Below are 13,834 nucleotides of genomic sequence, written 5' to 3' on the forward strand. Positions count from 1 at the left end.
AATTGCCGAAGTCCGTTCTTGCACAACTAGAATTGAAAAATTAAATCATGCTTTTTAAGAGAATACGTGTTACAATCTTATTGCTCGGACTGTTGAGCTTTAGCTTGAGGGTGTCGGCACAAATTGTTTTGAAGCACTCTGATTGGGAGTGGAAAATTTCAGAAACCGGATGTGCCGAACAACTAATATTTAAAGGTGAAAAACGAAATGATACCATACCTTTCTTTCGTGAAGGAGAACATGCCGGTCCATCCTTTTATGCAAAACGGGAAGGTAAAGAAGTGCGTGCATCCTGGATTCCGGATGGATACGCCTCCTATCGGAGCGAGATAGACGGAGTTCTTTGCCGGATATCATATATAAAAGATCATGGTCAACCTGCATTAAGGGTAAAGCTGACAAACAACTCACCGGTGCCTTATCAACCTCAGAAGGCCGGTCTGAAGTTGGGCATCGATACATATATGGATAAATTTCCGGATTGGTTTGGTAAATACTTTCCAACCTTGATGAGAAACGAAAAGACCCATTTTTATGGCTATCTTCAAACCCCTTCCGGACATACATTGGGACTTGTATCACAGCAGCCTGTAGCATCCTGGAGTGTAGATTATAATCTGGGCTATCAGGATCCGGCCCCATTTTGGTTTATGGGGCATCGCATCGAATCATTAAATCTCGATTTATTGAATGAATTGCCTTTGCCGGCACGTCATCCGCAGAATCTGTATGAACTGAAACAGGGGGAAAGTAAAGAGTGGATTTTTACATTTGTCAATGTGGGTAATTTGGACAATCTGGAACATGCCATTGCTCGAGTTTCGGATATTCCTTTGATTGATATCCGTCAGACTTCGCATGCTGCACGTGAGGAAGCATCGTTCACACTTACTGCCGATAATCCTAACGTAAAGGTGACCAATGATGCCGGAAAAGAACTGCCTGTCGTACTGACTAAAACCAAAGGGAATCGTTGGATAGGAAAAGTCCGGTTGGAAGATGCAGGTCTCTATACCCTTTCTGTCCGTTCGGGCAATAAAGTTGCCGAAGCGATATGGACAGTACATCATCCTTGGCAATGGGTGATGGAAAAGGCACGTGAGAATGCAGCCCGTTATCATCAGAAACCGACGTCACATGCTGAGAGTTGGTATGGGTTCTATTCGGCTTTTCTTGCTGCCCGTTATTTCCCGAATGAGTCATTGGATAAGCAATTGAGCAATTATTTTGATCGGCTTTACAACAAATTGCATGATTCGGTAAAAGTGGAACCGTTGTATTTTAAGACACGTATTCAAAATACCTCTACTACTATTGGAATGTTGGTAGATAAATATGAGGCACAGGGAGATTTGGAAGATCTGAAAAAGGCGTCGAAGTTGGCTGACTGGATGATCGCGACCTCCCAGCGCGAAAATGGTGCATATTATAATCATGGAACAGTCTATACCAGTGTGATCTATATCGCTAAAAGTGTTTTGGAACTGGCTGTCCTCGAACGTAAATTGGGTGAACAGGATTTGTTTTGGAGAACATGTGCCGACCGTCATTTCCTGTCTGCAAAAAAGGCGGTTGACCAACTGGTTGCGTCACAAGGAGATTTTCAGACAGAGGGAGAATTGACCTTTGAAGACGGTATGATTTCTTGTTCAGCTTTACAGATAGGTATGATGGGAGTCATCGAGCAAGATGCTGTTGCACGCAAATATTATACCGATGCAATGTTGAAGATACTGAACAGCCATGATTGCCTTACTCAACTCCGTGTACCCGATGGGCGCCGTCGACAAGGAACTATGCGTTATTGGGAAGCGCAATACGATGTACAGATGCTTCCCAATATGTTTAATTCACCCCATGGCTGGAGCGGATGGCGTGCGTATGCTACTTATTATGCTTATCTGCTGACAGGTGACGAGAAATGGCTGGAACAAACATTTAATGCGATGGGAGCTTTTGCCAATTTGATTGATTATAAAACGGGGCAGTTGCGTTGGGCTTTTGTTGTCGATCCGCATCTTGAAGTAGAACAGGCGTGTAGCGCTGATACTAAACTGGATTTTTCTGATCTTAGTTTTGGTAATCCGCATCCGAAATTATATGATACCCGTAAGTTTGTTATTGGTGAGCAATATGTCAATATGATTAGCGATTGGCAGACGGTCAATACTCAGGATAATGATGTGCACGAATTATTTAAATGTATCGGTGAAGCTGTTCTGACTAACGCTTTTGTCATAGAACGTCCGAATGGAGAAGTCGTAGGATACAATTGCCGTGTAACCCGGAAGGGGAATACATTGACTGTAAAGGCAGACGAGAAACAGATCGTGAATCTACATTGCAACTTGAAGCATTCTTTCTCTGTGTCTTTCGATGGTAAAACCTGTTCTTTGCCTGAAGGATATTGCGATTGGGCTTTTGGGCAGTCCGGTTATTGACTTTACAATAACTCCTGTTAATCCCATATACTCATAAGACGAAACATACGATATGTTTCAGTTTGTGAGTGTATGGGATATTTTTATGAGAAACTGTTTCTGTAGTAAGCTTGAAAAATAGTAGGAATACGTATCTTTGCATAAAATGAAAAAACACTAACATAAACACAAAATGAGACATTTGTTTTTATTGGCAGCACTATTTTGTGCCTGCATTTCTTATGCACAGATTCGTGTACAAGAACGACTTCCTAAAAGTAAAACCGGTTTTGCTTTGACTACTGCGAAAGCACGGGCTAAGATTTATTACGATGCGAATGATGCGCTTGTTATCAAGAGATCGGCAGAATTGTTTGCCCGCGATATTCAAATGGTGACCGGTCAAAAGCCTGAACTGATTCAAAAAAGGGAAAGAGCCAAAGCTCTGGTTATTGTCGGAACCATTGAAAAGAATCAATGGATCCGTGAGTTGGCGCAAAAAGGAAAAATTGATATCCGGCCATTGCAGGGTGCTTGGGAACGGTATTTGATTCAGACTGTCGACAACCCTTCTGCAGGAGTAGCCAAAGCATTGGTTATAGCAGGGAGTGATCGGCGGGGAGCGGCTTATGGCCTGTTCTCTATTTCCGAAATGATGGGAGTATCCCCTTGGTATTGGTGGGGTGATGTCCCGGTAAAAACGCACAAGGCTTTGTATGTAGATGCTCCGCCCACATATTCTAAAACACCTTCCGTGAAATATAGGGGTATTTTCCTGAACGATGAAGATTGGGGGCTGAAACCCTGGGCTGCTAAGACCTTTGAGAAAGAACGCGGTAATATTGGTCCCCGTACCTATGCGAAGATTTGTGAACTGTTACTGCGTTTGAAAGCTAATCATCTGGCTCCGGCAATGCATCCCGTATCTACCGCTTTTTATCAGATTCCCGAGAATAAACTCGTAGCAGATACGTTTGCCATTGTTATGGGCTCCAGCCATTGTGAACCCTTATTGTTGAATACGGCCAGCGAGTGGCATAGCAAGACTATGGGACCCTGGGATTATAATGCTAATAAGGATAAGATTAATGAAGTTTTGGGCAATCGTGTGAAAGAAAATTGTGCTTATGAGAATGTATACACATTAGCCTTGAGAGGATTGCACGATGCTGCCATGGGTGGAGGAGACGTACCGATGAAAGAGAAAGTGAAAATGCTGGAGAATGCTTTGAAAGACCAGAGGAGCCTGCTAACCCGGCATATTGATAAGCCTGCCGAAACCATCCCGCAGGCATTCACCCCTTATAAAGAGGTGCTGGAAATCTACTCGAATGGATTGGAACTGCCGGATGATGTGACCATTATCTGGGCGGATGATAATTTTGGCTATATGAAGCGTTTGAGTGGCCCTCAAGAACAAAAACGTACAGGACGTGCAGGTGTATACTATCATATTTCTTACCTCGGTGTACCTCATAGCTATTTATGGTTTAGTACCACTCCTCCGGCATTAATGTATGAAGAGCTTCGCAAAGCGTATGATACTACGGCCGACCGTATCTGGTTGGCAAACTGTGGAGACCTGAAAGGGGCTGAGGCACAAGTATCGTTTTTTCTCGATATGGCTTATGATATCGACCAATTCAACGAAAATAATGTGCATACTTATCCTGCCCGTTGGTTGGCAAAAATCTTCGGAGAACAATATTACGATACATTGAAAGACATTACCTGCTCACATATAAATTTGGCTTTTTCCAGAAAACCGGAATACATGGGGTGGGGATACTGGAATAACTATTGGGGTGGAGGTGAAAAACGTACCGATACCGAGTTTTCTTTTATAAATTACAATGAAGCCGGGAGGCGTTTGGCTGAGTACCGGCGGATCGGTAAAAAAGCAGAGGAAATGTTGGCAACTGTAGATAAAAAGGCAAAACCGGCGCTGTATCAGTTGTTGTATTATCCGGTGAAAGGGGCCGAACTGATGAATCGTATGAATATGACCGGTCAGCTTTATCGGCAATATGTTCGTCAGAAACGTGCTGCTGCCGATGATCTGAAGAGAGAAGCAACGACTTGTCACGATAGTTTGGAGATTATTACCGACGGATATAATTCGCTCTTGGACGGCAAATGGAAATACATGATGTCACTAAGACAAAATTATGATGGAAGCAGTTCCTATTTTATGCTTCCATTGATGGAAGAAAGTTATGTAGCAACGGGTGATCCGAAGTTGGCCGTTCAGGTAGAAAGTGAGCAATTGAATCGGGGAGGTTTTAGTTTCCGGGCTTTACCCGTGTTCAATACTTACTCCCGTAAAAGTCACTGGATCGATGTTTATAATCAGGGGGGAGGAATGTTGGACTGGAAATCGGAACTTTCTGACGAGTGGATCGTTTTGTCTCGTCAGTCGGGCAGTACTCGTACTGAAGATCGTATCCAAGTATCGATCGATTGGAATAAAGTACCATCAGGAGAGAAAGTCACAGGATTTATTGAGTTCTCTACCGGAATGCAGAAAGAACGGGTGCTTGTTTCCGTATTCAATCCGAAGACTCCGGTACGCGACGAATTACAAGGACTTTTCATAGAGGAAAATGGCTACGTATCTCTGCCCGCTACAGCCTTCCACCGTAAGTTTGAGAGTGAAGATGTCAAGATGAGTGTACTTCCCGGTTTGGGCTTTGAAGGTGCTGCCTTGCAAATAGGAAGTCCGATAGCTCCCTTACAGATGTATCGTTCGTCCGAGGTGCCTAGAGTGGAATATGATTTTTATACTTTCAATGCTGGAATGGTTGATGTGTATACCTACGTACTGCCCACTTTCCCTTTGCATGCTGATCGGGATTATAAACTACCGGAGCATACCAATTCGGATACCAAATATAGTGTCCGTATCGATGACGGATCTATTTCTACTCCATCCACTTCAGCCATAGAATATTCCCAGATCTGGTATGACAGTGTGCTGAAAAATTGTAGAGTGAATAAATCCACTCTTTATGTAAAGGCCCCCGGTAAGCATACATTGCAGATTCGCTGTGGAGATCCCGGAACTGTGATTCAGAAAATCGTTATTGATATGGGTGGGCTCAAAAGGTCATATTTAGGACCTGAAACAACTCTTTGCCGTTAATATTATTTTTAATTAACATTCTTGCATGCAGGCTTTCTATGAATATTCTATTTCTATAAGTAGAGAGAACATATTTTGAATATCTAACGAAAAAAGAAATTTATTATGAAGATCTGTTCATGCTTGAATAAAGGAGTTATGATTGCAGTGGCAGTTGTTTGTTCTGCCAGTTTACAGTCTTGTCTGGATGACAATGATAAGTATTATTATGTGGAAGGATTTCCTAATGCTCTTGTTACGGTGAAAAATGCGACTGATGGTTCATTCTTCTTACAGCTGAATGATAGCACGACTTTGTTGCCGACCAATATGTCCTCTTCACCTTTTGGAGATAAAGAAGTCAGGGCATTGGTGAATTATGATGAAGTGAGTGAGTCTGGTGGCAGATATGATAAGGCGGTACAGGTGAACTGGATAGATAGTATTTTGACGAAATCGATTGCCCCGGATTTAGGATCAGAAAATGACGTTGTTTATGGAACAGATCCCGTGGAAATAGTAAACGATTGGGTGACTATTGCGGAAGATGGTTATTTGACCCTACGATTCAGAACAAAATGGGGTGATTATAATAAAGCCCATTTCGTAAATTTATTGTTGGGGCAAAATCCGTCTGACCCATATGAGGTTGAGTTTCGCCATAATGCATATGGCGATACATATGGTACGGTTGGTGATGGTTTGGTAGCCTTTAAGCTGGTGGGACTTCCGGATACGAATGGAAAAACGGTTCCGTTGACTTTGAAATGGAAGTCATTTAGTGGAGATAAATCGGCTGTATTTGATTATTGTACTCAAAAAACCGTTACACCGGCTAAACCGGCCATTGTTTCTGTAAGGAGCAATTTAAATTTAAAATAGTTTTCTTGGGCATACTGCGTTTCTATTCTTTTTGAATTGAGATCGTATTACTTTCCGAATATTCAGAAGTGCATAGAAGCGCAGTATTGTTTTCATTAACATTGTTAATGGCATTTCTCTTTCATTCTTTTTTTACCGGCAAAAAACAAGTCTTTAGCATCTCAAAGACTTGTTTTCTATTATTAAAGAACTTATTTTAACATTCTGTTAAATCAGGTGTTTCCCAAATACAAAAGGGAGAACGTTAACAGATTGATAATAAGTAACATATTGTAAGTTCAACTTCTTCTTCTTTATTTGTCTCTTTTGAAGTCGAATCCGTATGCTTGTTATATTAGTACATTCGTTTGGAGGTGGAAACTACTTTGTTGAAATTCTCTAGGATATCGACTGTTGTGTTGTTCCTTGACTGTTTCAAGCCAAGATACATTTAGATATGTCTTTTCCTGATGCTGAATTTAGTTTATCAGTAATTTGCTTAAAGGTCAAAGACGTGGTGAGAAGTACCTTTTTGATGAATGAGATCATATAGTAACCGCGATCTATAGTGTAGGTGTATTTGAAAAAAAACAATGTGTTAGGGTGAAACTATACATGGTGATGTTGTAGGTTGTATTTGGATTGATAATTCATTGTTCAATAGTGAATTATCCTGTTGATAACTTCGGTTGGTATCTGTTGATAACTATGTTAATAACTTTGTTGACAACTGCGTGGGGGAATTAAGTGTCTGGAAATGTTAGGCAATAAAACAGCGTTTAAGAGTCTAAATTTCTTAAACGCTGATTTCTGGGTGTTAATGGAATTTGAGATTTGCCTAAGGCACTCGTAGGTATGAATTGGATACTAATCAATGATTTTCTATTTCTTTACGTTCCACGCATTTACTTTTTTTTATCGACAATTAGGTTGTTTCCCCTTTTTTCCATGCTTTGTGCAATTTTGGTGTAAGATGTTATTTTACAGTTATTTTATTGATTTTCATGACATGATAAACACCGGCATAATCGGCGGCAAAGCCTTCGTCTGATTTACCCATATCAATAACTTCTAATTCCACATATACAGGTGTTCCATTTTTGATTCCTTTTGTTTCACCATCATACTTTTGTAGGAGTTCTCCTGTTTTATCAACAATCCAATAATCAGTGGAATCCCCTTCTGAAGTGAAAGAACGTGTTTCATGTCCGATGATCAATTTACCTTTTACGGACAAAAGTTTCTGGGTAGGAGTGTCCGGTGTCGGTATAGCTTCTTCGTCTGGTATTTCATTCGTCTTGGAATACCTCAAAACCAACTCGCCTTTTTTGAGAATCAAACTGTCCTGAGTCAATTGCTCTACTGTTAGTGTATCTGTAAAGGATATACTTTGGTGGTTGCCGATGCTTATACCGGAAAGGAGTAATAAGTTTCCTTCTTTCTTCCATTTCTCATATTTCAAAGTGGCCATATTGATGGAAGAAGCACTTCCGTTTGCTTCAAGCGTGAATCCTTGTTTTAAATTAGATATTCCGGGAACCGGTTCCACCCAAGAGCCTTCTATCGTAACATCATTACAAGCCACCAAGGTAGTTATGGCAAGGACAACGGTTAAATTTCTAAATATCTCCATTTTTGTTATTCTTTAAATTATATCCCTAATACTATATTTATATCTATACTGGGTTTCAGGTTAATATCATAAATAACTCTCAAGATTAGTTCACTATGTTACATCAGACGGCTGCTGACACGCAAAGAATGGCTCTCTGAAGGTACTTTTCTTTTTATTATTTTAAGCTGTTACACTTTTTAGCTTGGTCATGTGTCTCTATTTTTAGTATCTGTAGCATCATGATTTATGCAAAAATAAATGTTTTGTTTTGATATACAATATATTCTTTGGGATCTGTTAGTCACTTTTTTATTTCATAAGGTGAGCAACGGAGTTTGTAATGCTTTTGAATGTTGAAATGGAAAAATTGAGTATTTTCCAGCTTGTTGATAACCTTTTGAAAAGCTAGTTGATTGATATGGAGGTAAAATACTTAATTTATTGAATTGTAGTCTGTTAACCTGTTAATAACTTTGGTGTATATCTGTTAATAACTATGTTGATAACTGTGTTAAGAATCTAACTATAGGAGAGTATGTGGCAATAAAAAAGCGCCCAAGAGTGGAAGCCTCCTAAACGCTAATTTTCTTTTGGTAGCGGGACCCGGGATTGAACCGGGGACCTCATGATTATGAATCATGCGCTCTAACCAGCTGAGCTATCCCGCCATTGTTTCTCGATTGCGGGTGCAAAGATAGAGCCTTTTTTTAAATCTCCAAAACATTTTCTATCTTTTTTGTGTTTAACTTAAAAAAAAAGATCTTTGAAAGTACGATGGACAGGCTGTTCCTGACCCGGAAAGAAGAGATGTAATGAAGAAAGTGAATTAATTATGCCTTGTAATTAGAAAAAAGTATTTATCTTGGCACACACAATCAATAATGAATGAAGCTATGAAAAAAGAGAAAATACATTTGGAATACCTTCTGAATGCGACCTCTAAAAATATTCTTTGGTCAGCAATTAGCACACCTACCGGTTTGGAGGACTGGTTCGCAGACAAAGTAGTATCAGATGATAAAACGGTGACCTTTTGTTGGGGCAAAACCGAACAGCGTCAGGCCGGTATTGTTGCGATTCGGGCATATTCGTTCATTCGTTTCCACTGGCTTGATGACGAAAATGAAAGGGACTATTTTGAAATTAAGATGAGTTATAATGAATTGACGGGTGACTATGTGCTCGAAATTACTGACTTTTCTGAAGCGGATGAAGCGGATGATTTGAAGGAATTGTGGGATTCTCAGGTGAGTAAGTTACGGAGAACATGTGGTTTTTAGTTAACTTTCGACCAAAAATTTTTCGCACTCCTTTTTTTGTGCTAATTTTGTATCTTAATTGCATGAAACTATTAAGATGCTACGCATAAAAAGATTAGATATTTTTATAATAAAGAGTTTTTTATTACTCTTTGTCGGTACATTTTTCATCTGCCTCTTCATCTTCATGATGCAGTTTTTGTGGAAGTATGTAGACGAATTGGTGGGAAAAGGGTTGGAGATGAGTGTACTGGCTCAATTCTTCTTTTATTCTGCGTTGAGTCTGGTACCGATGTCACTACCCTTGGCAGTGTTGTTGGCTTCTTTGATAACGTTTGGTAATTTTGGTGAACGTTTTGAGTTGCTTGCCATGAAAGCGGCGGGGATTTCATTACTTAAAATCATGCGCCCGCTTATTGTTCTCGTCTTTGCCATTTGTTGTGTATCCTTTTATTTCCAGAACGTCATCGGTCCACAGGCGCAAGCCAAGTTGGGAACCCTGCTTATTTCGATGAAGCAGAAATCTCCTGAAGTTGATATTCCCGAAGGAGTTTTCTATGATGAAATAGATGGTTATAACCTGAAAGTACAAAGGAAAGACCGTAAAACGGGTATGCTTTATGATGTGATCATTTATGATTTCTCCAACAACTTTGATAATGCTCGCATTATAGTTGCTGATTCGGGACGTTTGGAAATGACCGCTGATAAACAGCATCTCTACTTGCATCTGTACAGCGGCGAGATGTTTGAGAATCTGAAAGCACAGAGCATGAGTTCGAAGAATGTTCCTTACCGTCGTGAGTCTTTCCGGGAAAAGCATTCGATTATTCAGTTCGACTCAGATTTTAATATGGCTGATGCCAGCATCATGAGCAATCAGTCCACTACCAAAGATATGATAAAAATACAGGCATCTATCGATTCTATGACCGTATTGGCCGATAGTATCGGAAGACAGTATTTTGTTGAAGCAAGTAAGGGACCCTATCGTACAGCAGTCGGATTGACGAAAGAAGATACCTTGAAAATGCAGGAAGCGCAGATTCGTGACTATAATGTAGATAGTCTGTTTGAGGCTGCTACGTTGATGAATAAGCAGAAGATTATAGCATCAGCTGTTGGGCGTACAGAGAATCTGTCGAGTGACTGGGGATTTAAGAGCTTTACGATGACCCAGAATGACTTCAGTATAAGGAAACATAAAATAGAATGGCACCGGAAGATCACGATTTCTCTATCCTGTCTTTTATTCTTTTTCATTGGTGCACCTTTGGGAGGGATTATTCGTAAAGGTGGATTGGGAATGCCTGTTATTGTTTCCGTACTTACCTTTATTATTTACTATATAATAGACAACACGGGTTATAAAATGGCCCGTGATGGAAAGTGGATTGTGTGGATGGGGATGTGGATGAGTTCTGCCATTCTGGCTCCGCTTGGATATTTCCTGACTTATAAATCGAATAAAGACTCCGTTGTATTGAATACGGATGTATATATCTCTTGGTTCAAAAGAGTGTTTGGGGTACGTAGTGTCCGACATCTGTCCAAGAAGGAAGTTATTATTCATGATCCGGATTATCAACGTCTTCCGTTCGATTTGAATGGCCTTTCAGAGGAGTGTAGGGCTTATATGCAAAAGAACCGATTGGCCAAGGCACCCAATTATTTTAGCCTGTGGATGTCCGGCGGGCAAGATCAGGAAATTATCGCTATAAACAGCCGTATGGAAGCATTGGTTGATGAGATGTCTAATACCCGTTCACTGATACTACTTCAGAAGTTGGAAAAATATCCGATTATCCCTGTAAATGCGCATGTGCGCCCATTCCATAATTATTGGCTTAATATGGCAATAGGAATTGTGATTCCTATTGGTCTGTTCTTTTATTTCCGGATTTGGGCTTTTCGTATACGTCTGAATAAAGACATGGAGCGGATTATCGCATTGAACCGGGATGTGGAATTGACAATAAAAGATATTAATAACGAAAACAAGATATAAAAGTATGGAACCAATCAGACTGAATACCATTGAAGAGGCGATAGCTGACTTCAAAGAAGGTAATTTTGTAATTGTGGTAGATGATGAAGATCGTGAAAATGAAGGTGATTTCATTATTGCTGCCGAGAAGATTACTCCGGAAAAAGTAAATTTCATGCTGACTCACGGTCGTGGAGTACTTTGTGCTCCAATCACAGAAGAACGTTGCGCTGAGTTGGAACTGGATATGCAGGTGTCGTCCAACACTTCAATTTACGAAACTCCGTTTACTGTTACTGTCGACTTGCTTGAGGGGTGTACAACCGGAGTTTCCATGCATGACCGTGCAATGACTATTCGCGCTTTGGCTGATCCGAAGACAAAACCTGCCGACCTGGGGCGTCCGGGACATATCAATCCTTTGCGTGCCCGCTCTCGCGGGGTACTTCGTCGTGCAGGTCATACCGAGGCAAGTGTCGATCTGGCTAAGCTTGCCGGATTATATCCTGCCGCTGCATTGATCGAAATTATCAATGAAGACGGCACCATGGCCCGTCTGCCTCAGTTGGTAGAAGTAGCCCGTCGCTTCGGATTGAAAATAATCTCCATTAAAGATCTGATTGCTTATCGTCTCCAGATGGAGTCTATTGTCGATAGAGGTGTTGAAGTGGATATGCCTACACAGTTCGGGCATTTCCGTCTGATACCTTTCCGCCAGAAATCAAATGGAATGGAACACATTGCATTGATAAAGGGAACTTGGGATACAGACGAACCGATTCTGGTGCGTGTGCACTCTTCTTGTATGACGGGTGATATCTTTGGTTCATGTCGTTGTGAGTGTGGTGAACAGCTTCACAAAGCTATGGAAATGATTGAGGCTGCCGGTAAAGGGGTGATCGTTTACATGAATCAGGAAGGTCGTGGCATCGGCCTGATGAATAAGATTGCTGCTTATAAACTTCAGGAAGAAGGTTATGACACGGTAGATGCCAATCTCCATTTGGGTTTTGATGCCGACGAACGTGATTATGGAGTCGGTGCACAGATTTTGCGTGAGATCGGAGTGAAGAAGATGAAACTGATGACTAACAATCCGGTGAAACGTATCGGTCTGGAAGCCTATGGGTTAGAGATTACCGAGAATGTGGGAATTGAGATTAAGCCGAATCCTTATAATGAACGCTACCTGAAGACTAAGAAAGATAGAATGGGTCATACGCTTCATTTTAATAAGTAAACTGTCTATTTGCTTTCATATATCAAATATTATAGTTTATTTTGCAATCAAATTCACTCAACAACAATAAAATAGATACGAAATGAACCAACTATCAGACCGTTTGAACAGCTTGTCGCCCTCGGCGACTCTTGCTATGTCGCAAAAAAGTGCTGAGCTGAAAGCTCAGGGTGTTGATGTAATTAACCTCAGTGTGGGAGAACCTGACTTCAATACTCCCGACCACATCAAAGAAGCTGCCAAGAAAGCGGTAGATGACAACTTCTCTCGCTACTCTCCGGTTCCGGGTTATCCGGCTTTGCGTAATGCTATCGTAGAGAAACTGAAGAAAGAAAACGGTCTGGAATATACAGCCGCTCAGATTTCTTGTGCAAATGGGGCAAAACAATCTGTATGTAACACTATTATGGTGTTGGTGAATCCGGGTGACGAGGTCATTGTACCTGCTCCTTATTGGGTAAGCTATCCTGAAATGGTGAAACTGGCAGAAGGTACACCGGTGATTGTGACTGCCGGTATCGAACAGGATTTCAAAATTACTCCTGCGCAACTGGAAGCTGCCATTACTCCCAAAACCAAAGCATTGATACTTTGCTCACCGTCTAACCCGACCGGTTCGGTTTACAGCAAAGAAGAATTGGCTGGTTTGGCTGCTGTGTTGGCAAAGTATCCACAAGTCATAGTCGTTGCCGACGAGATCTATGAACACATCAATTATATCGGAAAACATCAGAGCATTGCTCAGTTCCCCGAGATGAAAGACCGTACCGTGATTGTTAACGGTGTGTCAAAGGCGTATGCGATGACCGGATGGAGAATTGGGTTCATAGCCGGCCCGGAATGGATTGTGAAGGCTTGCAATAAACTTCAGGGACAGTATACTTCAGGCCCTTGTTCGGTATCTCAGAAGGCTGCCGAGGCTGCTTATACAGGTTCTCAGGCTCCGGTTGAGGAGATGCGTCAAGCCTTCGAACGTCGTCGTGACCTGATTGTAAAATTGGCAAAGGAAGTTCCCGGATTTGAGGTAAATGTACCGGAAGGTGCTTTCTACCTGTTCCCTAAATGCAGTTCTTTCTTTGGTAAATCAGCGGGTGACCGTAAGATTGAGAATTCGGATGATCTGGCGATGTATCTGCTTGAAGATGCTCACGTAGCATGTGTAGGCGGTACTTCTTTCGGAGCTCCTGAATGCATTCGCATGAGTTATGCTACCAGCGATGAAAATATCGTTGAAGCAATTCGCCGTATTAAAGAAGCATTGGCGAAGTTGAAATAAGATTCAGCCAATCAGATAAAAAAGGAGGGTGTTATCTGTGAAAAGGTGCATCCTT

General features: G+C 41.2%; 8 protein-coding genes and 1 tRNA gene. 7 read left to right on the forward strand and 2 right to left on the reverse strand.

Annotation, left to right across the window (positions count from 1 at the left end; all coding sequences use genetic code 11):
- Window positions 1-47 precede the first annotated feature (47 nt).
- The 3 genes from BF9343_RS02500 (at window position 48) to BF9343_RS02510 (ending at window position 6,423) form a co-directional block, all read left to right on the forward strand.
- On the forward strand, window positions 48-2,441 hold the full coding sequence (locus tag BF9343_RS02500; protein ID WP_010992087.1) for a hypothetical protein: 2,394 nt from the start codon (window positions 48-50) through the stop codon (window positions 2,439-2,441).
- A gap of 172 nt (window positions 2,442-2,613) precedes the next feature.
- Window positions 2,614-5,562: a glycosyl hydrolase 115 family protein gene (locus BF9343_RS02505; protein ID WP_010992088.1), complete on the forward strand. Its 2,949-nt coding sequence runs from the start codon at window positions 2,614-2,616 to the stop codon at window positions 5,560-5,562.
- Between the two features lie 105 nt (window positions 5,563-5,667).
- Window positions 5,668-6,423 carry a NigD1/NigD2 family lipoprotein gene (locus BF9343_RS02510; RefSeq protein ID WP_010992089.1) on the forward strand — a complete coding sequence of 252 codons (756 nt, stop codon included), beginning with the start codon at window positions 5,668-5,670 and terminating at the stop codon, window positions 6,421-6,423.
- 955 nt (window positions 6,424-7,378) lie between these two features.
- Here the strand turns inward: BF9343_RS02510 and BF9343_RS02515 are convergent.
- Together BF9343_RS02515 and BF9343_RS02520 are read right to left on the reverse strand one after the other, a co-directional pair.
- The gene (locus BF9343_RS02515; RefSeq protein WP_010992090.1) at window positions 7,379-8,035 is read right to left on the reverse strand and encodes a lipocalin-like domain-containing protein; all 657 of its coding nucleotides are present in this window, start codon (window positions 8,033-8,035) and stop codon (window positions 7,379-7,381) included.
- 573 nt (window positions 8,036-8,608) lie between these two features.
- Window positions 8,609-8,685: transfer RNA gene (locus BF9343_RS02520), tRNA-Met, on the reverse strand.
- Between the two features lie 225 nt (window positions 8,686-8,910).
- Here BF9343_RS02520 and BF9343_RS02525 point away from each other — a divergent pair.
- The 4 genes from BF9343_RS02525 to BF9343_RS02540 all read left to right on the forward strand — a co-directional run bounded on the left by BF9343_RS02525 (window position 8,911) and on the right by BF9343_RS02540 (window position 13,779).
- The gene (locus BF9343_RS02525) at window positions 8,911-9,297 is read left to right on the forward strand and encodes an START-like domain-containing protein (protein ID WP_005784512.1); all 387 of its coding nucleotides are present in this window, start codon (window positions 8,911-8,913) and stop codon (window positions 9,295-9,297) included.
- Window positions 9,298-9,373: 76 nt separating this feature from the next.
- Window positions 9,374-11,284 (forward strand): LptF/LptG family permease, encoded by a 1,911-nt coding sequence (locus tag BF9343_RS02530; RefSeq protein ID WP_005784513.1) that lies wholly within the window; start codon window positions 9,374-9,376, stop codon window positions 11,282-11,284.
- Between the two features lie 4 nt (window positions 11,285-11,288).
- Window positions 11,289-12,503: a bifunctional 3,4-dihydroxy-2-butanone-4-phosphate synthase/GTP cyclohydrolase II gene (locus tag BF9343_RS02535; protein WP_005784515.1), complete on the forward strand. Its 1,215-nt coding sequence runs from the start codon at window positions 11,289-11,291 to the stop codon at window positions 12,501-12,503.
- 82 nt (window positions 12,504-12,585) lie between these two features.
- On the forward strand, window positions 12,586-13,779 hold the full coding sequence (locus tag BF9343_RS02540; RefSeq protein ID WP_005796424.1) for a pyridoxal phosphate-dependent aminotransferase: 1,194 nt from the start codon (window positions 12,586-12,588) through the stop codon (window positions 13,777-13,779).
- The last annotated feature ends 55 nt before the right edge of the window (window positions 13,780-13,834 follow it).

It is taken from the genome of Bacteroides fragilis NCTC 9343, from assembly GCF_000025985.1.
Classification (GTDB): domain Bacteria; phylum Bacteroidota; class Bacteroidia; order Bacteroidales; family Bacteroidaceae; genus Bacteroides; species Bacteroides fragilis.